The organism is Mesorhizobium sp. M1A.F.Ca.IN.020.04.1.1 (genome assembly GCF_003997315.1).
GTDB lineage: Bacteria > Pseudomonadota > Alphaproteobacteria > Rhizobiales > Rhizobiaceae > Mesorhizobium.
Genome location: NZ_RZSN01000091.1, coordinates 1 through 23,614, shown reverse-complemented (window position 1 = coordinate 23,614; position 23,614 = coordinate 1). Strand labels below are relative to the sequence as shown.

Genomic DNA, 23,614 nt, shown 5'->3' with positions numbered 1-23,614 from the left:
CGGATGCAACGACCCCGCAGCCTGCCGAGCCGCTGAAGAACGGCGCGACGGAAATCTCAGGCATCAACGGAACCGACGTCGCCCCGGCTGTGCCGATGTCCCCGCCAGCTGCGCCGATCTCCCCGGCCTTGACTGAGGCCTCCGTGACCACGCCCATTGCGGAGACCGCCGGGTCCGCCCAGCCGGCGAAAAAAGTGGCCGCGTCGAAGGCGAAAGCCGCCGGTGCAGCGGCGAAAGCCGCATCGGCCAAGGCTCCGGCGACTAAAGCCCCGGTGAAATCTGCGCCGGCGGCGGCAAAGGTCGCAGCGCCTGCTAAGGAAGCGGCATCCAAGGTTGAGGCCAATCCCGCGGCGAAGAAGCCGGCCGTGAAAAAGGCCGCCGATGCCAAGAAGACGGCAGGAGCCGCCAAGTGAGCGTCTCGGACAAGGAGAGGGAAGAGATCGAGAAATCCTCGGCGCCGCTGATCGAGCACCTTGTCGAGCTGCGCCGGCGGCTGATCTGGTCGCTGGGCGGCTTCTTCATCGCCTTCCTCGCCTGCTTCTTCTTCGCCAAGCGCCTGTTCAACCTTCTGGTCGTCCCGTTCAAATGGGCGACGCAATGGGCTGGGCTCGACCCGCACAAGGTCGAGCTGATCTACACGGCGCCGCAGGAGTTCTTCTTCACCCAGGTGAAGCTCGCCATGTTCGGCGGCATGGTCATCGCTTTCCCGCTGATCGCCACGCAGATCTATAAATTCATCGCGCCGGGTCTCTACAAGAACGAACGCAGCGCCTTCCTGCCGTTCCTGATTGCGTCGCCCATCCTGTTCCTGATGGGCGCCTCGCTGGTCTATTTCTTCTTCACCCCGATGGTGATGTGGTTCTTCCTCGCCATGCAGCAGGTCGGCACCAACGACCAGGTGCAGATCTCCTTGCTGCCGAAAGTGTCGGAATATCTCAGCCTGATCATGACGCTGATCTTCTCCTTCGGCTTGGTGTTCCAGCTGCCGGTGGTGACCAGCCTGCTGACGCGCGTCGGCCTTCTGTCGTCGCAAGCGCTGGCCGAGAAGCGCAAATGGGCGATCGTCATTGCCTTCGTCGTCGCCGCGGTGTTGACCCCGCCAGATCCGATGAGCCAGATCGGCCTCGCTCTTCCGACCATCGTGCTCTACGAGGTCGCGATCTTCACTTCGCGCCTGATCGAGCGCAGCCGGGAGCGCGACCGTCTGGCGCGCGACAGGCAGGAAGAGGCAGACAGCACTGTCGCCGGAAAGACGCCGGACGCGCCGTCAACCTAGCGCTAAACCTGGTCCCAGGCCTGAAAAACACGGCTGCCGGCTGCTGCTGTCTTGCATCGATCAGGGATGCGGTTTACGCCCTCGAACCTTACTCGAGGACGGAAAGCCATGCTTGACATCAAATGGATTCGCGACAACCCGAAGGCCCTTGTCGAAGCGCTGGTGAAGCGCTCGTGGTCTGCTGACGACGCCCAGTCCGCCGTCGAGGATCTGATCGCCAGGGACGAGGAGCGGCGCACCCACCTCAGCGAATTGCAGGTCAAGCAGGAGCGCCGCAATGCCGCTTCGAAGGAGATCGGCAATGCCATGCGCTCGGGCGAGGCCGCGCTTGCTGAAAAGCTCAAGGCCGAGGTCGGCGAGATCAAGGCGTTCATCCAGAACGGCGAGGCGCGCGAGCGCGAGCTCGACCAGGCGCTGAACGACTCGCTTGCGGTCCTGCCCAACGTGCCGCTCGACGACGTGCCGGTCGGCAAGGACGAGCACGACAATGTCGTCAAGCGCGTCGTCGGCGATGTGCCGACCCGCCCGAACTGGGTGAAGGAGCATTTCGAGATCGGCGAAGCGCTCGGCATGATGGATTTCGAGCGTGCGGCGAAGCTGTCCGGCTCGCGCTTCACAGTGCTGAAGAGCCAGCTGGCGCGCATGGAGCGCGCGCTCGGCCAGTTCATGATCGACCTGCACACGACAGAGCACGGCTATGAGGAGATCCAGCCGCCGCTGATGGTGCGCGACGAGGTTCTCTTCGGCACCAACCAGCTGCCGAAATTCGAACTGGACCTGTTCTTCACGCCGCATGGCGACGGACGGCTGGGCCTGATCCCAACCGCGGAAGTGCCGCTCACCAACCTGGTGCGCGAGGAGATCACGCCGCATGAGAAGCTGCCGCTGCGCTACACGGCGCTGACGCCGTGCTTCCGCTCGGAAGCGGGCTCGGCCGGCCGCGACACGCGCGGCATGCTGCGCCAGCACCAGTTCTACAAGGTCGAGCTGGTGTCGATCACCGACCAGGAAAGCTCGCTCGCCGAGCATGAGCGCATGACGCAATGCGCCGAGGAGGTGCTGAAGCGGCTCGGCCTGCCGTTCCGCACGGTGACGCTCTGCACCGGCGACATGGGCTTTGGCGCACGCAAGACCTACGACATCGAGGTCTGGCTGCCGGGCCAGAACGCCTATCGCGAAATCTCGTCCTGCTCCGTCTGCGGCGACTTCCAGGCGAGGCGCATGGATGCCCGCTACAAGGACAAGGACGGCAAGGGCAACCGCTTCGTGCACACGTTGAACGGCTCCGGCACCGCGGTCGGCCGTGCTCTCATCGCCGTGGTCGAAAACTACCAGAATGAGGACGGCAGCGTAACCATTCCTGAAGTGCTGCGGCCTTACATGGGTGGTCTCGTCAAGATCGAATCGAAATGAGTTCATGCGCATCCTGCTGACCAATGATGACGGGATCCACGCCGAAGGCCTTGCGTCGCTCGAACGCATCGCCCGAACGCTCTCGGATGATGTCTGGGTGGTGGCGCCCGAGCAGGACCAGTCCGGCTACGCGCATTCGCTTTCGATTTCGGAACCGCTCAGGCTGAGGAAGGTCGGCGAGAAGCATTTCGCCGTGCGCGGCACGCCGACCGACTGCGTCATCATGGGCACGAAAAAGATCCTCCCCGGGCCGCCTGACCTCATCCTTTCGGGGGTCAACTCCGGCGCCAACATCGCCGACGACGTTACTTATTCGGGCACGGTGGCCGGCGCCATGGAGGGGGCGCTGCTCGGTATCCGTTCGATCGCGGTCAGCCAGGCCTATTCCTATCTCGGCGAGGACCGCGTCGTCCCTTACGAGACGACCGAAGCGCTGGCACCGGCGCTGCTCGAAAAGCTGATCGCAACGCCGCTGCCGGAAGGTGTGCTGCTCAACGTCAATTTCCCGAACTGCGCACCCGACGAAATCGAGGGCACGGTCGTGACCGCGCAGGGAAAGCTCGTGCACAGTCTTTGGGTCGACGAGCGCCGCGACGGCCGCGGTCTGCCTTATTACTGGCTGCGCTTCGGCCGAGAGCCGGTCGAAGGCAAAAAGGGCACCGATCTTTACGCGTTGCGTAACCGGCTGGTGTCGGTGACGCCGCTGCAGCTCGACCTGACCGCCCATGAACTCCGCGACCAGCTGACCAAGGCGCTGTCATGACCATGGCTATCGACGACCGTGAAGGTTTCGCCGCTTTCCTGCTGCGGCTGCGCGGCAGGGGCGCGGCGCCGAAGGCACTGGTCGCCGCCTTCGAGGCGACGCCGCGGCGCGGCTTCCTATCCGCGCAGTTCCATTCGATGGCCTGGTCGGAAGGCATGCTGCCGATCGAATGCGGCGAGGCGATCGAGGGCGCGGACCTTCAGGCGGCGGTGATTGCGGCTTTGGCCATCGAGCCGGGCAACCGCGTGCTCGAGATCGGCACCGGGTCGGGTTATACGGCAGCCGTGATGTCCAGGCTCGCCGCGCGCGTCGTCAGCGTCGACCGCTACAAAACCTTGGCCGAGCAGGCAAAGCAGCGTTTCGAGGCGCTCGGCATCAGCAATGTCATCGTACGCCAGACCGACGGCTCCAACGGCCTGCCCAACGAAGGGCCGTTCGACCGCATCATCGCCTGGGCGGCCTTCGACAGTCTTCCGCGCTTCCTGCTCGATCAATTGTCGAGCGGTGGCGTCGTCATCGCGCCGATCGGCCCGGAGGAGGGCGAGCAGGTGCTGGCCAAGCTCACCAAGGTCGGCAGCCGTTTCGAGCGCGAGGACATCGGCCTGGTCAGGCTGCAGCCGGTCCTGCGCAGCGTCGCCGCGGTGATCTAGCGCGCCAGCCCTGCGATCGACGGCTAACCACGCCGAACGCGCCTGCAGACCATCACTCCAGTCAGCCGCCGCAGCGGTAGTTCAGGTGCAAACCAACGAGATCGACATCCTGATCGATGCGCTCGGTGCTGAAGGGGCCCCCGCGCGCCAACGACCGTGAAGGTGGTGGTCTTGTCGGGCATGAACAGGTGATCGTATTCGATCGCGAGTGACCAATTCGGGGCAAAGCCATATTCAAGACCGGCACCCAAGGCACCGCCCCAGCGGGTCTGATCGTCTGTCTCGCCGGCGGTCGTGTCGGGTGAAAAGAGAACATCGAAACGGTCGTGAGTCACGGCCGCGCCTCCCTTGACGTAGAAGAGGGCGTTGTCGACGCTGTACCCGACTTGGGCGGTCAGCAAGCCAAACCAAGCGAAGGCGTGGTCGTGTGAGGGTGGTGCCGCTGCTCGCCCGGTCTCATTTCGTGCGATTCGCCGGTTCCCGAGACGTCCGTCTCGTCTCGGCCGGCACGATCTGTCCGGACTTCGTCGCGCCTGTCGAAAAATGTTTTAAGAAAATTTTCGGCGGATTCTAATGGGTTAACCGGCCAGTAACATTAACGCGCTTTAATCATGACCAGTTTGTACCGGGTCTGTGCGGGTTAGTGCGATGCAATTCAATGGTTTGAAGGCAAACGGACGCAATCTGGCGCGCGGCTGCGCCGTCCTCATGATCGCCGGTGCCGCGGCAGGCTGCAGCTCCCAGGCGATGCGCTTCAATGGTGTCGACGACGTGTTCACATCGTCCACCAACAATCAGCGCGCCATCATCAACAAGCAGAATGTCGACCAGCCCTATCCAGGCGATACGGTCGCGCCGGCCCCAGTCGACGGCAGTCACACCCAGTCGGTGAGCCGCTCCAGTCTCGAACCGGTGACGTCCCAGCAATTGCCGCCGCCCTCGGCGCCGGCCGCCGCCAAGCCGATACGCACCGCCTCGGCCCCGGCACTTGCGCCGGCTCCTGCCGCGCCGCATCTCGACAGGACGGCCACCAACACAGTCGCGCCGGCCAAGCCGTTCAAGACCGCCGAGCCCGACGCGGTGCGCAACGCAAGCGCGGCGCCACACGCGACCGAGATCGTGGTGAGGGAAGGCGAGACGATTTCCGGTCTCGCTCGGCAATATCATGTGCCGGCCGATGCGATCATCAAGGTCAACGGGCTCGATGCCAACAAGGGCATCAGAACCGGCCAGAAGATCGTCATTCCGGCCTATGCCTATTCGAGCAAGGGCGGGCCGAAGGTTGCCGACAGCACCAAGCCCGCCAACACACCGAAGCAGCCCGCCGGCGCGCCGGAGAAGGTTGCCGTGCTGCCGCAGCAGCCAAAACTCAAGGACGGCAAATCCGCCGCGCAGGTCGATGCATCGGCGGCGGCCAGCGGTTCGAAGAGCGCCACGCCCGCCCAGATGGCCGAGGCAAAGCCGGCCGGCGCCGGCGGTACCTACACCGTTCAGCAGGGCGATTCCCTGTCTTCGATCGCCCGCAAGACCGGCGTCGGCGTCACGGCGCTCAAGCAGGCCAACGGCATGAAGGACGGCCTCTTGAAGATCGGCCAGACGCTCAAGGTTCCGGCCGGCGGCACCGTTGCCGTCGCTGCCGCGAAGCCTGTCGCGACCAAGCCGACCGTCGATCCGGTGACGACGGCAACCACGCAGCCGCCGGCAAAGACCACACCGTCGGAGACGCTCGCCTCCTACACGCCGCCGAAGAAGGACGCCAAGGTCATCCAGCAGGCCGAGGACGACGATGCAGTGGCGCCGGATGCGACCGGCATCGGCAAGATGCGCTGGCCGGTGCGCGGCCGCGTCATCTCCGGCTTCGGCTCCGGCAAGGACGGCGTCGACATCGCGGTGCCGGAAGGGACGCCGATCAAGGCGGCCGAAAACGGTGTCGTCATCTATGCCGGCGACGGCCTCAAGGAGTTCGGCAACACGGTGCTGGTGCGCCACGAGAACGGCCTGGTCACCGTCTACGGCCACGCCAGCTCGATCGAGGTGCAGCGCGGCCAGAAGGTCAAGCGCGGCCAGGAGATCGCGCTGTCCGGCATGAGCGGCACCACGGACTCGCCGAAGCTGCACTTCGAGGTGCGCAAGAACTCTGCCCCGGTCGATCCGAGCGGCTATCTCGAATAGAACAAGAACAAATTGCGGGCCGCCTGACCTCCAGTCCGGCCCGCCGGCTTCAGCCCGCTCCGCCAGGAGCGGGCTTTTTCAGTGCAGCCGGTGATATGGGCTATCAGTCCTTGAGCGGCTTGCCGAGCCGTCCGGCAAGATCCTGGGTGAACTGCCAGGCGACGCGGCCGGAGCGGCTGCCGCGCGTCGTTGCCCATTCCAAGGCTTCCGCGCGCAACGTCTCGGGATCAATCGCGAGGGCATGGTAACGGACATAGCCGTCGATCATGTCGAGATATTCGTCCTGCGAGCATTTGTGGAAGCCGAGCCACAGGCCGAAGCGGTCGGAGAGCGAGACTTTCTCCTCCACCGCTTCCGACGGGTTGATCGCGGTCGAGCGCTCATTGTCGATCATATCGCGCGGCAACAGATGGCGCCGGTTCGACGTGGCGTAGAAGATGACATTGGCCGGACGGCCCTCGACGCCGCCTTCGAGCGCTGCCTTGAGCGACTTGTAGGAAGTGTCGTCATGGTCGAAGGAAAGATCGTCGCAAAACAGGATGAAGTGGTAGGGCGCCGCCTTCAAAAGGCTCATCAGCTTGGGCAGGGTGTCGATGTCCTCGCGATGGATCTCGATCAGCTTCAGCGGCCGGTCGAGCTTGTCCGAGGCATTGACCTTGGCGTGCACGGCCTTGACCAGCGACGACTTTCCCATGCCGCGCGCGCCCCAGAGCAGCACATTGTTGGCGGCGAAGCCGGACGCGAAGCGCTCGGTGTTGTCGAGCAGGATGTCGCGGACCCGGTCAACGCCGCGGATCAGGCCGATGTCGACGCGATTGACCTTGTGGACCGGCTCCAGGTAGCCCGGATCGGCCTGCCAGACGAAGCAATCGGCCAAGCCGAGGTCGGTCTCGGGAACCGGTGGCGGGGCGAGACGGGAGACCGCGTCGATCAGGCGGTCGAGCTTTTTGTTCAGGGCATCCAGGCTATCGGTCATTTCCGGTCTTTTTCGCTTCGGCAATCGCGGAACGTGAAACGGATCCGCGGCTGCGCACCAAGAACCAACTGCAAGCTTCTGTTGTAGCACGATCTTTTCGGCCGGCTCCAACCGGCTTCCGGCTGCGACGCTCTAGCACGCGCCAAACGGCTGGAAAAGCAACGGATTCGGCGGGTCGCGCAGTTGCATTGGCAACTTTACCGACTATATTCCGGCCAAAATTTCGCGGGGCCGTCCCGGCGGTATTTCACCATCCAGGAGTTTCTTGATGTTCGTCACACCGGCATACGCCCAAGGCGTCGGCACCTCGCCCGATATGTTCATCAGCATTTTGCCGTTTGTCCTGATTTTCGTGATCATGTATTTTCTGATCATCAGGCCGCAGCGCACGCAGCTGAAGAAGCGCCAGGAAATGCTGGCCGCAGTGCGCCGCGGCGATACGGTGGTGACCGGCGGCGGCTTCGTCGGCAAGGTGACCAAGGTGATCGACGACAACGAGCTGGAGATCGACCTTGGCGGCGGGACCAAGGTGACGGCGCTGCGCTCGACGATCTCCGACGTGCGCGTCAAGGGCGAACCGGTGGCGAACCAGAACGCCAAGAAGTAATCACCACCTCGATGGCGGAACGCTGCCGCTTGTACGCCTGAACGGATAAGAACGAATGCTTTATTTCTCGCGCCTGAAGATGATCCTGATCTGGCTGGCCGTGGCCGTCACAGTGGTCCTCGCCGCGCCCAACCTGTTCCCTGCAAGCATGCTGGCGCAACTGCCGAGCTGGGTGCCAAAGCGGCAGATGACGCTCGGCCTCGACCTTCAGGGCGGCTCGCACATCCTGCTTGAAATGAATCAGAACGATCTGATCAAGGATAGGATGGAGACGACGCGCGACGAGATCAGGACGCTGCTGCGCGAGGCCAATCCCAAGATCAATTACACCGGCCTTTCCGGTTCCGGCCGCACCGTGCAGGTTCGCATCACGGACCAGGCTCAACTCGACCAGGCCAAGAAAGTCCTGAAGCCGCTGACCGATCCGGTGGCGGCTGGACTGTTCAGCGGCGGCTCCATCCAGGAAATGTCGCTGGATGACTCCGAGCCCGGCCTGCTCAAATTCACGGTCACCGACGCCGGCCTGAAATACCGCACCTCAACGGCTCTGTCGCAGTCGATCGAAGTGGTCGAGCGCCGCGTCAACGAGCTCGGCACGACCGAGCCGATCGTGCAGCGGCAGGGCGACGACCGCATCCTTGTCCAGGTGCCGGGCCTGCAGGATCCGCAGCGGCTGAAGGAGATCCTCGGACAGACCGCCAAGCTGACCTTCCAGATGGTCGACCAGTCGATGCCTGTGCAGGATGCGCTGAAGGGCCGTCCGCCCGCAGGCTCTTCCGTCCTCTACTCGCAAGACGATCCGCCGGTCCCCTATCTCATCGAAAACCGCGTCATCGTTTCCGGCGAAAATCTGGTCGACGCGCAGGCGACCTACAATTCGCAGACCAACGAGCCGGTGGTTTCATTCCGTTTCGATTCCAAGGGAGCGACACGGTTCGGCCAGGCGACGGCGCAGAATGTCGGCAAGCTGTTCGCCATCGTCCTCGACAACCAAGTGATTTCGGCGCCGCAGATCCGTGAGCCGATCCTGGGCGGTACCGGGCAGATTTCCGGCAATTTCACCCCGCAGAGCGCCAATGACCTTGCCGTGCTGCTGCGCGCCGGCGCGCTGCCGGCAACGCTGACGGTCATCGAAGAGCGAACGGTCGGTCCAGGCCTCGGCCAGGATTCCATCCATGCCGGCAAGGTGGCGGGCGTGATCGGTTCGATCCTCGTCGTCGCCTTCATGTTCGTCGCATACGGCTTCCTCGGCTTCCTCGCCAACATCGCGCTGGCCGTCCACGTGGCGATGATCGTTGCGCTGCTGTCGCTGCTGGGCGCCACGCTCACTTTGCCCGGCATCGCCGGCATCGTGCTCACCATCGGCATGGCGGTGGACTCCAACGTTCTGATCTATGAACGCATTCGAGAGGAGCGGCGACTTGGCCGCTCGGTGATCCAGTCGATCGACACCGGCTTCGCCAAGGCGCTGGCAACGATCGTCGACTCCAATGTCACGTCGCTGATTGCCACCGTGGTGCTGTTCTGGCTGGGCACAGGACCGGTCAAGGGTTTCGCCATCACCTATGCGATCGGCATTCTGACCACCGTTTTCACCGCCTTCACCTTCACCCGCATGCTGGTGTCGATCTGGCTGCGCCGCGCCCGTCCGAAGGAATTGCCGCGCGCGCCGGTCACCTTCATTCCGCCCGGCACCAGGATCCCGTTCATGGGTATCCGCCGCTGGACGTTCGCTTTGTCCAGCATCTTGTCGATCCTGTCAGTTGTCGGGTTCCTCACCATCGACATCAATTACGGCATCGACTTCAAGGGCGGCTCGATGATCGAGGTGCAGTCCAAGCAGGGCGACGCCGATCTCGGTGACATCCGCAACAGGCTCTCCGAGCTCAACATCGGCGAGATCCAGGTGCAGCAGTTCGGCGCGCCGAACGACGTTCTGATCCGCGTCGGCACGCAGGACGCCGGCGAGAATGCCGAGCAGACCGTCATCGACAAGGTGCGCGGCGAACTGCAGGACCAGTATGACTTCCGCCGCGTGGAGGTGGTCGGACCGACGGTCTCCGGCGAGCTCGCCAAGCAAGGCACGATCGCCATGCTCATCGCGCTGGTCGGCATCCTGCTCTATGTGTGGTTCCGCTTCGAGTGGCAGTTCGCCGTCGGCGCCATCATCGCCACGGTGCACGATGTGGTGATGACCATCGGCTTCTTCGTCATAACCGGACTGGAATTCAACCAGTCGTCGCTCGCGGCGATCCTGACCATCATCGGCTACTCACTCAACGACACCATCGTCGTCTATGACCGCGTCCGCGAAGACTTAAGAAAATACAAAAAGATGCCGTTGCCGCAGCTGTTGAACAACGCCATCAACGAGACGCTGTCCAGAACCACGCTGACCTCGGTGACCACCATCCTTGCGCTGTTGGCACTGGTGCTGTTCGGCGGCGAGGTGATCCGCTCCTTCACGCTGGCGATGCTGTTCGGCGTGGTGTTCGGCACCTATTCGTCGATCTTCATCGCCGCGCCGCTGCTGATCCTCTTCAAGCTCAGGCCGCAGGCCGCAGCCGCCGAAGAGACCAAGCCGGCGAACGGCAAGGCCGTGGCGACCTGAAGCCGTCAGAGCCGGATGATCTCAGGTCGAGTCGAACTGAGATCTGAATCCGCTCTAAATCAAAGAGATAGAGCATAATGTCGTCCGAAAACCGCTCCACCCTTTTCGGCATCATGCTCTAGCCCCATGGCCAAAGGCATCGTCATCCGAGAGGCGCATTTCCCGGGCAGGGCGCCGGTCGAGGCCTATGGCAATGGCGGGTTCCGCTTTGCCGACATGTCGCATCGAGGCTCGCTGCTGTGCCTGCCGTCCGGTATCCATGGCTGGGAGCCGGCCGATCCGCTGGCGCTAAAAGCTTCGGACTTCGACAAGCTGTTCGCCCAGGCCGACAAGGTAGAAATCCTGCTGGTCGGCACCGGCAAGGATCTGCGGCCGCTGCCGGCTGCACTCCGCTCCGCGCTGAAAGAGGCCGGCATTTCGGCCGACCCGATGTCGACGGGCGCGGCCGTGCGCACCTACAACGTGCTGCTGGCCGAGGACCGTGCCGTGGCCGCAGCGCTGATCGCCGTCGATTGATGGCCGGCATGCCCAACATGGTCATGGATGCGGTGCGTGCCGCAGACCATGATCGCTATCTGTCCGCGCTCTACGCGCCCGCCGACAGGCGTGACGCGTTGCTTGCGCTCTATGCCTTCAATGCCGAGGTCGCCGGCGTTCGCGACCGCATCCACGAGCCGCTGCCGGGCGAGGTCCGGCTGCAATGGTGGCGCGATGTCCTCTTGGCCGAGGGCGAGGCGGAGACAGGTCATCCGACCGCCGACGCGCTGAGGGCGGCGATCGCCGCCAACCATCTGCCGAAGGCCGCTTTCGAGAACATGCTCGAAGCGCGTATCTTCGATCTCTACAACGATCCGATGCCGTCGCGGACCGACCTTGAGGGTTATTGCGGCGAGACGGCCGCGGCGATCATCCAGCTTGCGGCCATGGTGCTCGATCCGAATGCCGCGCCACGCTTTGCCGAACTGGCGGGCAGGGCGGGCTGCGCGCAGGCCATCACCGGCTTGCTGCTTTTGTTGCCGCTGCACCGTCGCCGTGGACAGTGCTTTATCCCCTCCGATATCCTGGCAGCCGCCGGCACCTCGCCGGAAGAGTTCGTCAAGGGCGACGGCGATGCTGCCGCGGAGCGCGCGGTCGGGGCGATGATCGCGCTGGCGCGAGAGCATCTCGGCGCTTTCGAGAAGGGCGCGTCGGCTCTCCCCGCGTCGCTGCGCCCCGCCTTCCTGCCGCTGGCGCTCACACATGCCTATCTCGACAGCATGGAAAAGCCGGGTCGGTCTCCACTCACGGGCACTTCGACCCTCTCAACCTTGCGCCGGCACTGGCTGCTCTTGCGTCATGCCATGCGCGGCTGGGGTGGTGTCTCAGTTTGAATTTTCGGGGCGCTTCAAGATAACGGATAGCTCTTCGCGAATGCCATCTTCTGAGGATGGATCAGGGAATGCGACAACAAAAGCTTTGAGAACAATGTCACCTTCTGGCTTGTCGAGCCATTCAGCCGTGTCTCCCACGTCGAAGTAAACACCGTCTTCCAAGAAGCCGAATGTATCACCTGCCGGCCGGGGCGCTCGCCGCCTAATTGCCGCCGCATGAACCTCCCAGGGAAAGGACGTAATACGTTCCAGGCACTCGCGCGTCTCTTTAGTAAGCCTTGCCGCGATGTCCATCACACATCATCCACGCTTCTTGTAAGGCCCACGCTTGCCCGGCTTCGGCGCAACGGCGTCCATCTTCTCGCAAAGATCTTCCATCGACCAGAGCGTCTTGGACACGCAAGCAGCCATTGCCGGCGTCATCTTCAACGTCTTGTGCATTTTGATGAAGTTGTACGAGACAGTGTAGATCGCGACCATGTGGACGTGATTATCGAACTTCTTTGAGAACGCATTGGTCAGGCGCGTGAAGCGACGAGTCGCCACGCGCATGGTGAGATTGGCGCGCTCAATGTGCGACTCGCTGACATGCTCCGGATCGGGATTGCCTTCGACGCGCGTCTTGACCGCACCAGTGCAGACGCGCCGGGCTATAGCGGCGCTCTGGCGACTTGTTGCTTTCCGGCTCGCCGTACTGCTTCGTCAGCATGGCGTAATCCGGCTTCGCGCGCATTGGCATCATCGCGTTGGTCGATGAAGCGACGCGCTACCAGAGAGACAGGGCCAAGGATGCCTTGGCCAAGTTGCTTGAGGCCTGGGTAGCAAAAGAGCTGCAGATTTGGGTTCAGACTTTCCCGAGCGAATTCTATGAACACATGTTTCGTTTGCGCGGTCTGGATTTCGCCCTCGATTCGGTGAAGCGGCCGCAATACTTCGGCCATCTGACAAATGATATCGTCTACAAGCGCCTCGAAGCTGGCGTCTTGAAAGATCTGAAACGGGTAACCCCCCCCGCAATGAAGCGGGAAGGTCAACGGCGCGCTACAGCCAAAGCCTCGCGAAGAATATCGGTTACCCAAGCTGAAAGAGCACCTAGGCGCGGTGGTCGCGTTCATGCGGATCAGCAAGACATGGGATGGCTTCATGAACTTGCTGAACGAAGACTACCCAAGAAAGGGCGACACGCCGATGCTGCCCATTGACTACAGACAAGAGAAGGACGAGGGGAAAGGGCTTTGAAGCCCCACCGTTTGTTCCATCGGCTTTCAGCCGCCTTCTTAGCGATTTCTGCGCGCCGCTCCGGTGACATGTTGGCGGCACGCTTCTTTCCGCCCTTCGAACCAAGCTCTTTGGCGGCGGCGCTCTTGCCATCATCCGGCTGCACGTCTTCGGTTTCCTCGCCAGTAGCAATCCGCATGATGCGGACTCCATTGCCGATCACGTCGGCGGGTCGCTTTTGGCCTTTAGGTCCGGGTGGGCATCGTGCAGCATTAACAGTTCTGACTTGGCGTCGGCCAATACCCGCTCCCAATGCGCGATATCGTCCCCCGTCGCAGGCAGGGCATCTGCGGCATAGGCTGCCAACATTGACTCGGCAAGCCGCTTGCTAGACTCGGCGGTGCTTCTCAATAAGGCAAAAACGTCGGGTTGCTCGTCGGCCTGGCTATCCACGCGATGGAGCATACCGAAATTCGAACCCCTATGCGACAACAACGTTTTGCAGCTTCAGACACTACCGAGGCTGGACTCCCCTTTGACGTAAACGTCAACCATGCTAGGGGTTCTCCGCGTGTCGCCTCAAAGAAATGCGAGCCACCGGAGGAGCCGCCTTTCCATGAGCCTGCCAGTCTTGGTCGTCCTTGTCGTGTTCGGCATCGCGCTGTCGGTGGCGGCCGTGCATTTCACCGGCGGTACGACGACCGCGACGCTTGCCGGGGCTGAACACGCGCTCGCACGTTTTGCCGAAGACTTTCCAGACGAAAAGCCTGGGGCGGTCAGGCTGACATCGGACAGGCAAGCCGCCGTCCTGGAACTCGACCCGCAACGCTGCGGCATCGTCCAGAGCATCGGCGACCGTTTCCTAACCCGCATCGTCACGCCGCGGGATGTGCTCGCCCTGGTACGGCAAGGGAATGTCTTGTCGCTGCGAATGGATGATTTCACCTGGAAAGGCGGGCGGTTTGCCTTCGCCGACGAGGCAGACGCGCTGACCGTGGCGGCGGTGCTGCTGAAGCACGATCAGATCCGAGAGGCGGCGTGATGGACGATTACAATTTCCCGCAGGTCACCCAGCTTGCCATCCCGTTCTTCGTCACGGCGATCCTGATCGAGCTCTGGCTGGTACGCACCGGCCGCGCCAAGGGATCGTTCGAGACGCGCGACACGCTGGCCAGCCTGATGATGGGGACGGGCAATGTCGTCGCCGGCCTGCTGCTCGGTGTCGTATCCTACTGGGCGCTGCTGTGGCTCTGGCAGTTCCGTTTCTTCAATCTCGGCCTGTCGATCTGGGTGTTTGTCGCCGCCTTCCTGCTCGATGATTTGCGTTACTATGTCTACCACCGCGTCGCGCATCGGGTGCGCTGGGTTTGGGCCGAGCACGTCAACCATCATTCCAGCCAGCATTACAATCTCTCGACGGCGCTCCGGCAAAGCTGGACCGGTCTCTTCACCTTCATGTTCGTGCTGCAGGCGCCGCTGGTGCTGCTCGGCTTCCATCCGGCCGTCATTGCGTTCGTCTTCGGCTTCAACCTCGTCTGGCAGTTCTGGATCCACACCGAAACGATCGGCAAGATGTGGGGCTGGTTCGAATTCGTCTTCAACACGCCCTCGCACCACCGCGTCCACCACGCCACCAATCCGCGCTATCTGGACGCCAACTATGCCGGCACGCTGATCATCTGGGACCGCATGTTCGGCACTTTCGTCGCGGAACTGGACGAGGACCGGCCGCGCTACGGCATTGTCAAGAACATCGGCACCTTCAACCCGCTGAAGGTCGCCTTCCATGAATGGATCGGCATGTTCAAGGATGCGATGATGCCGGGTCTGACGCTCGGCCAGCGTCTCAGCTATCTGATCCGGCCGCCAGGCTGGAGCCATGACGGCTCGCGCGATACGTCGGAGACGTTGAAGGCGGCCTATGTGCGGAGGAATCCGTCCGAAGCAGGAAAGCCGGGATTGCCGGCGGCGAGTGCCGAGCCGGCGGAGTAGCTATTCCGCTGCCTGCGCCTGCGAAGGCAGGCCCAGCCACACGCGACAATCGGCCAATGCGCGCGCCGTGATCGCGCGGCGCTTGGCAACGGTCTTATCCTTGCCGCGCAGGCGCTTGCCTTCAGACTTTGGAGCCTCGACCGGCGGGAACAGGCCGAAATTGACGTTCATCGGCTGGAAGGAGCGCTTGCCCGGCTCGTCGTCGGAGACGATGTGGCCGCCGGTAATATGGTTGAGCAGCGCGCCGAAGGCCGTGGTCGACGGCGGCAGTGAGGCCGCCCGGCCGAGCCGTTCGGCCGCGGCGAAGCGGCCGGCGAGCAGGCCGATCGCGGCGCTTTCGACATAGCCTTCGCAACCGGTGATCTGGCCGGCAAAACGCAGGCCGGGGCGCGACTTCAGCTGCAGCGACGGATCGAGCAGCGTCGGCGAGTTGATATAAGTGTTGCGGTGCAGGCCGCCGAGGCGGGCGAACTCGGCGTTTTCGAGCCCAGGAATGGTGCGGAAGATGCGGACCTGCTCGGCATGCTTCAGCTTGGTCTGGAAACCGACCATGTTGTAGAGCGTGCCCAGCGCATTGTCCTGGCGAAGCTGCACGACTGCATAGGCTTTGACCGACGGATTGTGGACGTTGGTCAGCCCCATCGGCTTCATCGGCCCGTAGCGCAGCGTCTCGACGCCGCGCTCGGCCATCACCTCGATCGGAAGGCAGCCGTCGAAATAGGGCGTGCCTTCCCACTGCTTGAACTCGGTCTTTTGGCCCTCCAGCAACGCCGCCACGAAGGCGAGATATTGCTCCTTGTCCATCGGGCAGTTGATGTAGTCCTTACCGGTGCCGCCGGGGCCAACTTTGTCGTAGCGCGACTGGTACCAGCAGGTGTTCATGTCGATGGTGTCGAAATGCACGATCGGCGCGATGGCGTCGAAAAAGGCGAGCGCATCGGCGCCGGTTGCTTCGGCAATCGACTGCGCAAGCGAAGGTGCGGTCAGCGGACCGGTGGCGATGATCGCCTGGTCCCAATCCGCCGGCGGAAGTCCAGGCACTTCCTCGCGCTGGATGGCAATCAGCGGATGCGCTTCGATTTTTGCGGTTACTGCGTCGGAAAAACCGTCGCGGTCGACGGCTAAAGCGCCGCCGGCCGGGACTTGGTGCGCGTCGCCGGCGCTCATGATCAGCGAGCCGGCGAGCCGCATTTCGGCATGGAGCAATCCAACCGCATTGGTCTCGGCGTCGTCCGAGCGGAACGAGTTGGAGCAGACGAGCTCGGCGAGCCCGTCGGTCTTGTGCGCGTCGGTGCCGCGCACCGGGCGCATCTCGTGCAGCACGACCGGCACGCCGGCTTCTGCGATCTGCCATGCGGCTTCGGAGCCGGCGAGGCCGCCGCCGATGACGTGAACGGGATCTTTGCTCATGAGCGCCGAGATAGTCGCTTGGCGCGGCGAATGCAATTAGGCTTCGACGGGCCGACTACCTCCAAAACAACAACACCCGCCGGGGGAGGAGGTCCGGCGGGGGTCGTTTTGGGGGTCGATCCTCGGGAGGAGGTGAAGATCGACCATATTCGTCATTGCCGGGGAGGAGGTCGGCTTTGACGAAATTCCTTCCGCCAATTGAAGGGGCGGATCCTTTCGGAGAACAACGCCCGCCGGGGGAGGAGGTCCGGCGGGCGCCGTTTCGGTGGTCAACCTTCGGGAGGAGGTAAAGGCTGACCGTATCCGTCAGGGTCGGGGAGGAGGTCGACCCTGGCGAGATTCCTTGTCAAACCGCCTTGCGGGCGATCATCTTGATCTCGTCGCGAACGATGCCGAGATCGTTGAGCTGGCGGTTCGAAAGCCGACCCAGCTCAGAAACCGTCTCGCGATAAACGCGCCAGTTACGGTAGCTGCGGGTCAGGTTCATTGTCTTGCTCTTCTCAAAAACTGGTTCGGACCATTCGCGGTCCGAAGCGGATTAGACCGCCTTGCGAGCGACGTAGTGGATGTCGCTGCGGCTGATGCCGAGGTCGGTCAGTTCACGGTTCGACAGGCGGCTCAGCTCGGAAACGGTGTCCCGGTAGCGGCGCCAGTTGCGGTAGTTGCGGATCAGGTTCATGGTAGTGCTCGTTTCGTCTTTGGTTCGGATCATTCCGTTTGTGTACGAACGGAAAATAGGCAGGGTCATATCGGTTTAAAAGTGCCATTGGTGCATGGCAGCAATGCAAATTGTGCAATGCAACATTAACGGCGATTCACGCTTGCGACATAAGTAAGACCGAATCGGAAAATGCCGTTGCGTCAACGATTTGCGCGCGCGGTTGTAAAATGGCCAAAGCTCGGGGGAACGGATGGCGGGCTATGCGACGAAGGTGAGGGCCGATATTGCCCGCTGGCGGCAGGCGGGCCTGATCGACGCGCCGACGGCCGACGCATTGACGCGTGACGTTGCCGCCAACGATGGCGCCTCGCTGAGCTTCGGCTCTATCCTGGCGATGATGGCGGCGTTGCTGTTCGGTGCCGCGATCCTGATCTTCGTCGCCGCCAACTGGGAAGCCATTCCGCGCCCGGCGCGCGTGACGGCGTTGTTTGCTGTCATCCTCGGCGGTTATGTCGCCGGCGCCGTTCTGAAGACACGCGACCATGCGGCGATCGGCGAGGCGCTATGGATCGTCGCCGCCGCGGCCTTTGGCGGGTCAATCGCGCTGATCGGTCAGATGTATCATCTGTCGGGCGACGAGGCTTCGGCATTGCTGACGTGGTGCGCCGGCACGGCGCTGGCGGCGGTCGCATTGCGCTCGAACCCGCTCACTGTCGCCTCCGTCGGCATCGCCGATGTCTGGCTGTTCCTTAAATGGGGAGGATTTTTCCGCCGGGCCGAGTTCCCGCATCTCTTCGCCGCTATCGTGCTGGTGCTGTTCGCGATTTCATTCTGGACACGCAGCCAGGCGGCGCGGCACGTCATCATCCTTTCGATCGTATTCTATCTCCTGCTGCTGGCGATCGACCACAACACGCTCCAGGTCGCCATTCCGCTCGTGCTCGTCTCGGCACTGCTGTTCGCGGCGGCGATCTTTGTCGCCGAACCCGTCGACAGCGTCGTGCAGCTCGGCGGCAGGCTGCCCTTGCATGCGCTCATCGGCTTTCTTGCCGGCCTCGCAATGGTCCAGTTCGAACTGGCCGATGAGGCGAGCTACAACAGCGGCTTTGCCATTGCCTCGGCAGCCGCGCTTGCCGGCATCGTCGCGGCGATCATGCTCGGCGGCCGTGAAAGCAGAGGCTTGCGCTGGGTGGCCTATGCCGGCTTTGCCTTCGAGCTCGCCATTATCTATGTGGTGATGTTGCAGTCGATGCTCGACACGGCGGGCTTCTTCCTGTCCGCGGCCGTGCTGCTGGGGATACTGGCGCTGGTCATCATCCGCGTTGAAAAACGAATGAAGACGCCCGCCGGAGGAGCAGCGGCATGAGCGGCAAAAGACTGATCATCGCGGCCCTGGTGACGGCGCTTGTCCAAATCGGCTTGCTGGGCTGGATCATCGCCGGACGCGCGGCGATCCTGCGCAACGGCAAGGAGGTCCTGCTCAAGGTTGAGCCCGTTGACCCGCGCGATCTTCTGCGCGGCGATTATATCTCGCTTGGCTATGACATCTCGCGCATCCCGGTGAAGCTTATCGCCAACATTCCGCCGGGCAAGTTCACCAGCAATGACTCCGAGATCGTCGTCAGGTTGAAGAAGGCTGTGGACGGCTACTGGCAGCCGAGCGCGGCATGGTTCGATCGGGCGCCGGCGCCTGCCGCTTCCGATGAGGCCGACATTGTCGGGCATGTAGCGGATGGCTGGGATCTGCGCTCACCCGACATGACGATCACGCCGGAATACGGGATCGAGCGTTTCTACCTGCCGGAGGGCAAGGGGATGGCGATCCAGAACGACATGCGCGTGCGGCCGTTCGGCGTCAAGCTGGCGCTCTCCGCCAATGGCAAGGCGCAGATCAAGGCGCTCATGGACGGCGACAAGACGCTGTTCGAGGAGCCGCTTTATTAGTGTGTTCGGGCCTGGGCGTCAGCGCGACGGTCCGCGTTAACGACGGTCCTGGTTATGGCCGGACATCGCCCGTCTCGGCGATGATTTTGGGATAGGGACCGATCGATATCGTATAGCTGAAGTTCGCTACGCCTTTCTCCTGCTTGTGTGTCGAGGGGCTGCGCACAATCCAGTCGTAGATGCCTGAGACCTTGCAGCGATCGTTGGCGCAGCTGACCGCAATGCTGTCATTGCGGACGTTGTATCCGCGTTCAGGCCATCGCTGGTAATAGCTTCTCTTGTCCTCAATGATCGAACTTAGGTTCGTCAACTTGCCATGATAGTCGACCGTGGGAGCGTAGGACGCCTGAGCCTGAGCAAGAGCGAAATCGTTGTTATCGCCATGATGCTCGATGAGGTCCCTGACGAAGGTGACCGCAACGCTTTCCGGCTGTTGCCTGGCGTCGGGCGCAGGAGCGGACACGGACGCAGGATCCGGCGTCGTTGATACCTGCAATGCATCTGCTTGCGGCTGGTTCGCTGCGGCATTGGTCACACGCAACTCTGCCATTTCGCTGGCCGACAGGTACCGTATGTCATGCTTGTCATAGCTCGAAGCCAATTCCATCAGCTTGGGATCCGCTCCCATCTCGATCACATAGGATATGATTGCGGCCGTGCCGAACTGGAAACGGGCCTCCGCGTCTTCATTTGACATCCCGTCGGCCGGTTTGAGGGACGGCCGATGAACGCCGATGGAACCTGGTTCGGCAACGCGGTGGACGCCGCCCAGGAAGGCCAGTGAGCAGGCTGAAGCGCACTGCAATTGGCGAAGCTGAAAAGTATCCAACCCCGCCGCGCGGATCAGTCGCCCCAAGCGAATCGCACTGCCGACGTTGCCGCCGCGGGAGTTGAATACGATCATCCTGGCCCTGCTGCTCGCAACCGCGTTGCTGAAGGCGTTCAGGGGTTCATTGGCGCCAAACTCACCGGATACAAGAAGCATTGGCTGCTGGCCCGGAGAGGAAACCGAAGTGTACTCCAAGGCCTCAACGTGACATGTCGCTGCCGCGACAGCCGACCCAACCGCCAGAACCAGAGAAACTACGCGCACAACCTGACAGAGCCCCAACCTGCCTGTTGCTGCGACTAAGAACCTATTGACGCGCTATTTCAAGGGAATTGCACACGAAAAAGCGGATTGTCTGCTCGAGCCTTGCGTGCGCCGCCAGGAGTTGATGGCTCCGGTCCTTCCTGCCAAAGGTTCGGAGGACACGCTTCGCTCTGACGACCATAGGGTGGCCTACCACCAGAAGCTCGCAGGCGAAGGGTGGTGCGGATGAAGGGACTCGAACCCCCACGCCTTTCGGCACTGGAACCTAAATCCAGGGCGTCTACCAATTCCGCCACATCCGCGTTCCCCGGCAATCCCATGTAGCCATCATTCTGTCAATGTCGGGGTCCAAGTCACCGTCATTCTCGTAATCGCGAAGATGGTTGAAAATTAGCCTAGCCTGTGACAAAAGGCGTGTCGAATGTGACGGGACGCGACTATCTGCTTCTGCCGAATGCAAGAAGAAGTAGGAAAAACAAAGACTTCTTCACATTTTGGAAGCGCAGTTCAGGAGAGTTTGAGCCGCATTGGCGGTCAAATCACCAGGTTCCGTACCAAAGCCATTTCCGGCAAGAATATACCGGCAGGCTGTAAACGGCTAAGGACCGTTTGGCAGCCTCGTTGGTGAAAACAAAGGTTTTAGGATGCAGGTCACCGAAACGCTCAACTCCGGTCTCAAGCGCGAGATCAAGATCACCGTGCCGGCCGGTGACATGGAAGCCAAGCTGATGGCGCGGCTGAACGACGCCCGCGGCAAGGTGCGGATCAACGGTTTCCGCCCGGGCAAGGTGCCGGTGCAGCACCTGCGCAAGATGTACGGCAAGTCGTTCATGGCCGAGGTGGTCAACGAGATCCTCAACGACTCGACCCGCTCGATCATCTCGGGCCGCGGCGAAAAGGCCGCCATGCAGCCTGAAGTCATCATGACCGAGGACGAGAAGGAGGCGGAGAAGATCCTGGCTGGCGGCGCCGACTTCGAGTTCCGCCTCAATTACGAGGTCATCCCGGCCATCGAGGTCAAGGATTTCTCCGACATCAAGGTGACGCGTCAGGTTTACGACGTGCCGGAATCGGAGGTCGACGACCAGGTGAAGCGGGTCGCTGAATCGGCTCGCAGCTACGAGCCCAAGGAGGGCAAGGCCGCCGAAGGCGATCGCGTGAGCATCGATTATGTCGGCAAGATCGGCGGCGAGGCGTTCGCCGGCGGCGCCGGCACCGACCAGCCGCTGGTGCTGGGCTCGAAAGAGTTCATCCCGGGCTTCGAGGACCAACTGGTCGGCACCAAGGCGGGCGATGAGAAGCAGGTCACGGTGACCTTCCCGGAGAACTACCAGGCAGCGCATCTGGCCGGCAAGGAAGCCACCTTCGACGTCACCGTCAAGGAAGTGGCCAAGCCCGGCGCGCTCGAGATCAATGACGAGACGGCCAAGAATCTTGGCCTGGAATCGCTGGAGCGCCTGCGCGAGATCGTGCGCGGCCAGATCGAGAACCAGTTCGGTTCCATGACCCGCCAGAAGGTGAAGCGCCAGCTCCTCGACCAGCTCGATGCCGCCTATTCCTTCGAGGCGCCGTCGAAGCTCGTCGAGGCCGAGTTCAACAACATCTGGGCGCAGGTCAACCGCGACCTCGAAGCCGCCGGCCGTACCTTTGCCGACGAAGAAACGACGGAGGAAGAGGCGCGCGCCGAATATATGCGCCTGGCCGAACGTCGCGTGCGTCTCGGCTTGGTTCTTGCCGAGATCGGCGAGAAGGCCGGGGTCACCGTGTCGGACGATGAACTGCAGCGCGGCCTGTTCGAGCAGGTTCGCCGCTTCCCGGCCAACCAGCAGCAGGAAGCTTTCGAGTTCTACCGCAGCAACCCCGAGGCGATTAATTCGCTCCGCGCGCCGATGTTCGAGGAAAAGGTCGTCGACTATTTGCTGGGCCAGATTTCGGTCGAGGACGTGAAGGTCAGCAAGGAAGAGCTGATGGCGGACGACGAGGAGGCCGAGAGCGCCAGCAAGGCGAAGCCGGCGAAGAAGGCTTCCTCCAAGAAAGCCGAGGCCAAGGCCGGCGAAGCAGCCGGTGAGGCGGAAGAGCCCAAGAAGAAGGCCGCGCCGAAGAAGAAGGCCGCCAAGGACGCCGAGTAAAACCGGCGATAAGCTGATTTCGAAAGGCCGCCCACGAGGCGGCCTTTTTCGTTCATGTTCTCTGTTGTTGCTGCGGGGCAACACCACCCGCTTCAGATGAATGCACGCTGCTGGCGATACCGAACATTGATGATTATCTGCTCGATATCACATTGCGCAGGGTCGTTTGGAGGCGTCGGTGGGTGTGGCATTCACGATGAGGGGCGTGGTCGTTACCGCGGCGCTCTTGCTTGCCGCGGCCGGTGTGGCAGAGGCCGGACCCGATCTCGGCAACTGGCGCGTCGACGCCGGCAACGACGGCCAGGTCACTGCGTCGCTATACGCCACCAACAAGCTGATCACCGGCGGCGGCGCGCTGGGCTACAGTCCGGTGCTGACGCTGGCTTGTCGACCGGGCGGCGAACCGCGTTGGAGCGAATGGCTGCAACTCAACGATTCAGTCTCCGCCAGCCGCAAGATCACCATGTCGGTCATGGTCGATGGCGGCGGCAAGTTCGATGAAAGCTGGTCTGTCGGCCCACGCGGTAAAATGCTGGTCAGGGACGGAGCCGATGGCATCAAGCGGCTGGTTTCGGCGAGCCGGCTGTTGCTGTCATGGCGCTTCGGCCTGCTGTCGGGACGCGGCGAGGCCGATTTCGAACTCGCCGGACTGCCCGAGGCGATCGGACAGATGGCTGCAAGCTGCAATACCGATCCGCCGTGAGTCTCAGTACACGGCCTAAAGGGCGTCGCGAGGAGCCGGACTCAGGCGACGCGCTTTAGGTCCGTGTTTTGATGCATGTCGTTCTGCCAGAACCGCTGCGCAGCTTGGGCGACGTGCACCTTCGCACAAATTGCCGTTTCTACCCATTGGCTTGATACTGTGGTATGTAGATGCCGCAATTCCATTGGTGGGACCACGGATATTCCGCTGTACCGTGCAGGCCGCCCCAGCGCAGCTGGCGTGGTGCGGCGCAGATGACGATCGATCAGGGAGGAATGCCATGCGCGCAATCGCACTTTTCATCGCCTCGGCGGCCACGATCTTCATTGCAAGCCCTTCGCGGGCGCAGGATGCAGCCGCAGGCGAGAAGGTCTTCACCAAGTGCAAGGTCTGCCACATTGCAGACCAGGACCAGAACAAGGTCGGCCCGTCTCTGCACGGCGTCATCGGGCGCACGGCGGGCACGCATCCCGGTTTCACTTTTTCCCCTGCTATGATCGAGGCCGGAAAATCCGGCATCAAATGGGATGAGCCCACGCTGACGAAGTATCTTCAAGACCCCAGGGGCATGATCAAAGGGACGAAGATGGTGTTTCCCGGCCTCAAGAACGATCAGGACGTAGCCA

Annotated in this window: 26 protein-coding genes and 1 tRNA gene; 17 read left to right on the top strand and 10 right to left on the bottom strand. The window is 62.5% G+C overall.

Translation table 11 applies throughout. The features are described from left to right. Nucleotides 1–388, bottom strand: a 388-nt coding sequence (locus EOA49_RS33105; RefSeq protein WP_206520192.1) for a hypothetical protein, incomplete at its 3' end; no start/stop codon positions are given. A gap of 21 nt (nucleotides 389–409) precedes the next feature. On the opposite strand from EOA49_RS33105, the gene tatC reads away from it, so the two are divergent. The 5 genes from tatC (at nucleotide 410) to EOA49_RS18740 (ending at nucleotide 6,274) form a co-directional block, all read left to right on the top strand. After that, on the top strand, nucleotides 410–1,276 hold the full coding sequence (gene tatC / locus EOA49_RS18765; protein ID WP_095801862.1) for a twin-arginine translocase subunit TatC: 867 nt from the start codon (nucleotides 410–412) through the stop codon (nucleotides 1,274–1,276). Nucleotides 1,277–1,384: 108 nt separating this feature from the next. Further along, complete coding sequence (gene serS, locus EOA49_RS18760) at nucleotides 1,385–2,689, top strand: serine--tRNA ligase (RefSeq protein ID WP_127241687.1); 1,305 nt, start codon at nucleotides 1,385–1,387, stop codon at nucleotides 2,687–2,689. A gap of 4 nt (nucleotides 2,690–2,693) precedes the next feature. Then, a complete protein-coding gene (gene surE / locus EOA49_RS18755) occupies nucleotides 2,694–3,452 on the top strand; it encodes a 5'/3'-nucleotidase SurE (RefSeq protein ID WP_067329562.1) in 759 nt (252 codons plus the stop codon). Further along, a complete protein-coding gene (locus EOA49_RS18750) occupies nucleotides 3,449–4,102 on the top strand; it encodes a protein-L-isoaspartate(D-aspartate) O-methyltransferase (RefSeq protein ID WP_095801859.1) in 654 nt (217 codons plus the stop codon). The genes surE and EOA49_RS18750 overlap by 4 nt, the downstream gene beginning before the upstream one ends. Before the next feature lie 648 nt (nucleotides 4,103–4,750). Then, nucleotides 4,751–6,274 carry a LysM peptidoglycan-binding domain-containing M23 family metallopeptidase gene (locus tag EOA49_RS18740; protein WP_067329568.1) on the top strand — a complete coding sequence of 508 codons (1,524 nt, stop codon included), beginning with the start codon at nucleotides 4,751–4,753 and terminating at the stop codon, nucleotides 6,272–6,274. A 103-nt stretch (nucleotides 6,275–6,377) separates the two neighbouring features. Here the strand turns inward: EOA49_RS18740 and EOA49_RS18735 are convergent, their stop codons facing one another. Further along, nucleotides 6,378–7,250 (bottom strand): ATP-binding protein, encoded by an 873-nt coding sequence (locus EOA49_RS18735; RefSeq protein WP_127243290.1) that lies wholly within the window; start codon nucleotides 7,248–7,250, stop codon nucleotides 6,378–6,380. A gap of 268 nt (nucleotides 7,251–7,518) precedes the next feature. Here EOA49_RS18735 and yajC point away from each other — a divergent pair, with 268 nt between their 5' ends. The 4 genes from yajC to EOA49_RS18715 all read left to right on the top strand — a co-directional run bounded on the left by yajC (nucleotide 7,519) and on the right by EOA49_RS18715 (nucleotide 11,838). Next, nucleotides 7,519–7,857, top strand: a complete 339-nt coding sequence (gene yajC / locus EOA49_RS18730) for a preprotein translocase subunit YajC (RefSeq protein ID WP_067000009.1) — start codon at nucleotides 7,519–7,521, stop codon at nucleotides 7,855–7,857. A gap of 55 nt (nucleotides 7,858–7,912) precedes the next feature. Beyond that, on the top strand, nucleotides 7,913–10,468 hold the full coding sequence (gene secDF / locus EOA49_RS18725; RefSeq protein ID WP_095801856.1) for a protein translocase subunit SecDF: 2,556 nt from the start codon (nucleotides 7,913–7,915) through the stop codon (nucleotides 10,466–10,468). Nucleotides 10,469–10,594: 126 nt separating this feature from the next. Beyond that, on the top strand, nucleotides 10,595–10,984 hold the full coding sequence (locus EOA49_RS18720; protein ID WP_067329577.1) for an Mth938-like domain-containing protein: 390 nt from the start codon (nucleotides 10,595–10,597) through the stop codon (nucleotides 10,982–10,984). Between the two features lie 8 nt (nucleotides 10,985–10,992). Next, a complete protein-coding gene (locus EOA49_RS18715; RefSeq protein WP_245460719.1) occupies nucleotides 10,993–11,838 on the top strand; it encodes a phytoene/squalene synthase family protein in 846 nt (281 codons plus the stop codon). Here EOA49_RS18715 and EOA49_RS18710 read toward each other — a convergent pair. Both EOA49_RS18710 and EOA49_RS18705 read right to left on the bottom strand, forming a co-directional pair. Next, entirely contained in the window at nucleotides 11,830–12,132 is a 303-nt protein-coding gene (locus EOA49_RS18710) for a hypothetical protein (protein ID WP_127241412.1), read from the bottom strand. The genes EOA49_RS18715 and EOA49_RS18710 overlap by 9 nt on opposite strands. A 6-nt stretch (nucleotides 12,133–12,138) precedes the next feature. Then, nucleotides 12,139–12,390, bottom strand: a complete 252-nt coding sequence (locus EOA49_RS18705) for a hypothetical protein (protein WP_127241413.1) — start codon at nucleotides 12,388–12,390, stop codon at nucleotides 12,139–12,141. A gap of 194 nt (nucleotides 12,391–12,584) precedes the next feature. On the opposite strand from EOA49_RS18705, the gene EOA49_RS18700 reads away from it, so the two are divergent. Then, nucleotides 12,585–13,040 (top strand): P63C domain-containing protein, encoded by a 456-nt coding sequence (locus EOA49_RS18700; RefSeq protein ID WP_206519932.1) that lies wholly within the window; start codon nucleotides 12,585–12,587, stop codon nucleotides 13,038–13,040. Between the two features lie 235 nt (nucleotides 13,041–13,275). Here the strand turns inward: EOA49_RS18700 and EOA49_RS32720 are convergent, their stop codons facing one another. After that, nucleotides 13,276–13,521: a hypothetical protein gene (locus EOA49_RS32720; protein ID WP_164746879.1), complete on the bottom strand. Its 246-nt coding sequence runs from the start codon at nucleotides 13,519–13,521 to the stop codon at nucleotides 13,276–13,278. A gap of 151 nt (nucleotides 13,522–13,672) precedes the next feature. Between EOA49_RS32720 and EOA49_RS18690 the strand changes: the two genes are divergently transcribed. Together EOA49_RS18690 and EOA49_RS18685 are read left to right on the top strand one after the other, a co-directional pair. Continuing rightward, nucleotides 13,673–14,098 carry a hypothetical protein gene (locus tag EOA49_RS18690; protein ID WP_127241414.1) on the top strand — a complete coding sequence of 142 codons (426 nt, stop codon included), beginning with the start codon at nucleotides 13,673–13,675 and terminating at the stop codon, nucleotides 14,096–14,098. Further along, nucleotides 14,098–15,048 carry a sterol desaturase family protein gene (locus tag EOA49_RS18685; RefSeq protein ID WP_206519933.1) on the top strand — a complete coding sequence of 317 codons (951 nt, stop codon included), beginning with the start codon at nucleotides 14,098–14,100 and terminating at the stop codon, nucleotides 15,046–15,048. Before EOA49_RS18690 ends, EOA49_RS18685 begins: the two co-directional genes overlap by 1 nt. On the opposite strand, the gene trmFO is transcribed toward EOA49_RS18685, so the two are convergent. From trmFO to EOA49_RS18670, 3 genes are all read right to left on the bottom strand, one after another. Then, on the bottom strand, nucleotides 15,049–16,458 hold the full coding sequence (gene trmFO, locus EOA49_RS18680) for a methylenetetrahydrofolate--tRNA-(uracil(54)-C(5))-methyltransferase (FADH(2)-oxidizing) TrmFO (RefSeq protein WP_127241416.1): 1,410 nt from the start codon (nucleotides 16,456–16,458) through the stop codon (nucleotides 15,049–15,051). Between the two features lie 346 nt (nucleotides 16,459–16,804). After that, a complete protein-coding gene (locus EOA49_RS18675; protein WP_127241794.1) occupies nucleotides 16,805–16,945 on the bottom strand; it encodes a DUF1127 domain-containing protein in 141 nt (46 codons plus the stop codon). A 51-nt stretch (nucleotides 16,946–16,996) separates the two neighbouring features. After that, nucleotides 16,997–17,137 carry a DUF1127 domain-containing protein gene (locus tag EOA49_RS18670; protein WP_006335194.1) on the bottom strand — a complete coding sequence of 47 codons (141 nt, stop codon included), beginning with the start codon at nucleotides 17,135–17,137 and terminating at the stop codon, nucleotides 16,997–16,999. Nucleotides 17,138–17,369: 232 nt separating this feature from the next. Here EOA49_RS18670 and EOA49_RS18665 point away from each other — a divergent pair, with 232 nt between their 5' ends. Next, nucleotides 17,370–18,485 carry a DUF2157 domain-containing protein gene (locus tag EOA49_RS18665; RefSeq protein WP_127241793.1) on the top strand — a complete coding sequence of 372 codons (1,116 nt, stop codon included), beginning with the start codon at nucleotides 17,370–17,372 and terminating at the stop codon, nucleotides 18,483–18,485. After that, nucleotides 18,482–19,063: a GDYXXLXY domain-containing protein gene (locus EOA49_RS18660; protein ID WP_095801853.1), complete on the top strand. Its 582-nt coding sequence runs from the start codon at nucleotides 18,482–18,484 to the stop codon at nucleotides 19,061–19,063. Before EOA49_RS18665 ends, EOA49_RS18660 begins: the two co-directional genes overlap by 4 nt. Before the next feature lie 52 nt (nucleotides 19,064–19,115). On the opposite strand, the gene EOA49_RS18655 is transcribed toward EOA49_RS18660, so the two are convergent. Both EOA49_RS18655 and EOA49_RS18650 read right to left on the bottom strand, forming a co-directional pair. Next, the gene (locus tag EOA49_RS18655; RefSeq protein ID WP_127241792.1) at nucleotides 19,116–20,048 is read right to left on the bottom strand and encodes a hypothetical protein; all 933 of its coding nucleotides are present in this window, start codon (nucleotides 20,046–20,048) and stop codon (nucleotides 19,116–19,118) included. A gap of 325 nt (nucleotides 20,049–20,373) precedes the next feature. Further along, nucleotides 20,374–20,458, bottom strand: a tRNA-Leu gene (locus EOA49_RS18650). Between the two features lie 342 nt (nucleotides 20,459–20,800). Between EOA49_RS18650 and tig the strand changes: the two genes are divergently transcribed. From tig to EOA49_RS18635, 3 genes are all read left to right on the top strand, one after another. Further along, a complete protein-coding gene (gene tig / locus EOA49_RS18645; protein WP_067329599.1) occupies nucleotides 20,801–22,285 on the top strand; it encodes a trigger factor in 1,485 nt (494 codons plus the stop codon). A 196-nt stretch (nucleotides 22,286–22,481) separates the two neighbouring features. Next, entirely contained in the window at nucleotides 22,482–22,988 is a 507-nt protein-coding gene (locus EOA49_RS18640) for a hypothetical protein (protein WP_127241795.1), read from the top strand. Nucleotides 22,989–23,268: 280 nt separating this feature from the next. Further along, nucleotides 23,269–23,614, top strand: a 346-nt coding sequence (locus EOA49_RS18635; RefSeq protein ID WP_164749246.1) for a cytochrome c family protein, incomplete at its 3' end; no start/stop codon positions are given.

Excerpts from the sequence above, each read along its gene's own strand:
- surE (WP_067329562.1), top strand. The coding sequence starts at position 2,694 with ATGCGCATCCTGCTGACCAATGATGACGGGATCCACGCCGAAGGCCTT.
- yajC (WP_067000009.1), top strand. The coding sequence starts at position 7,519 with ATGTTCGTCACACCGGCATACGCCCAAGGCGTCGGCACCTCGCCCGAT.
- EOA49_RS18660 (WP_095801853.1), top strand. The coding sequence starts at position 18,482 with ATGAGCGGCAAAAGACTGATCATCGCGGCCCTGGTGACGGCGCTTGTC.
- secDF (WP_095801856.1), top strand. The coding sequence starts at position 7,913 with ATGCTTTATTTCTCGCGCCTGAAGATGATCCTGATCTGGCTGGCCGTG.
- EOA49_RS18740 (WP_067329568.1), top strand. The coding sequence starts at position 4,751 with ATGCAATTCAATGGTTTGAAGGCAAACGGACGCAATCTGGCGCGCGGC.
- EOA49_RS18720 (WP_067329577.1), top strand. The coding sequence starts at position 10,595 with ATGGCCAAAGGCATCGTCATCCGAGAGGCGCATTTCCCGGGCAGGGCG.
- EOA49_RS18670 (WP_006335194.1), bottom strand. The coding sequence starts at position 17,137 with ATGAACCTGATCCGCAACTACCGCAACTGGCGCCGCTACCGGGACACC.
- trmFO (WP_127241416.1), bottom strand. The coding sequence starts at position 16,458 with ATGAGCAAAGATCCCGTTCACGTCATCGGCGGCGGCCTCGCCGGCTCC.
- EOA49_RS18685 (WP_206519933.1), top strand. The coding sequence starts at position 14,098 with ATGGACGATTACAATTTCCCGCAGGTCACCCAGCTTGCCATCCCGTTC.
- EOA49_RS18705 (WP_127241413.1), bottom strand. The coding sequence starts at position 12,390 with ATGCGCGTGGCGACTCGTCGCTTCACGCGCCTGACCAATGCGTTCTCA.
- EOA49_RS18715 (WP_245460719.1), top strand. The coding sequence starts at position 10,993 with ATGCCCAACATGGTCATGGATGCGGTGCGTGCCGCAGACCATGATCGC.
- EOA49_RS18655 (WP_127241792.1), bottom strand. The coding sequence starts at position 20,048 with ATGCTTCTTGTATCCGGTGAGTTTGGCGCCAATGAACCCCTGAACGCC.
- EOA49_RS18690 (WP_127241414.1), top strand. The coding sequence starts at position 13,673 with ATGAGCCTGCCAGTCTTGGTCGTCCTTGTCGTGTTCGGCATCGCGCTG.
- EOA49_RS18640 (WP_127241795.1), top strand. The coding sequence starts at position 22,482 with ATGAGGGGCGTGGTCGTTACCGCGGCGCTCTTGCTTGCCGCGGCCGGT.
- EOA49_RS18750 (WP_095801859.1), top strand. The coding sequence starts at position 3,449 with ATGACCATGGCTATCGACGACCGTGAAGGTTTCGCCGCTTTCCTGCTG.
- serS (WP_127241687.1), top strand. The coding sequence starts at position 1,385 with ATGCTTGACATCAAATGGATTCGCGACAACCCGAAGGCCCTTGTCGAA.
- EOA49_RS18675 (WP_127241794.1), bottom strand. The coding sequence starts at position 16,945 with ATGAACCTGACCCGCAGCTACCGTAACTGGCGCGTTTATCGCGAGACG.
- EOA49_RS18710 (WP_127241412.1), bottom strand. The coding sequence starts at position 12,132 with ATGGACATCGCGGCAAGGCTTACTAAAGAGACGCGCGAGTGCCTGGAA.
- EOA49_RS18665 (WP_127241793.1), top strand. The coding sequence starts at position 17,370 with ATGGCGGGCTATGCGACGAAGGTGAGGGCCGATATTGCCCGCTGGCGG.
- EOA49_RS32720 (WP_164746879.1), bottom strand. The coding sequence starts at position 13,521 with ATGCTCCATCGCGTGGATAGCCAGGCCGACGAGCAACCCGACGTTTTT.
- EOA49_RS18735 (WP_127243290.1), bottom strand. The coding sequence starts at position 7,250 with ATGACCGATAGCCTGGATGCCCTGAACAAAAAGCTCGACCGCCTGATC.
- tig (WP_067329599.1), top strand. The coding sequence starts at position 20,801 with ATGCAGGTCACCGAAACGCTCAACTCCGGTCTCAAGCGCGAGATCAAG.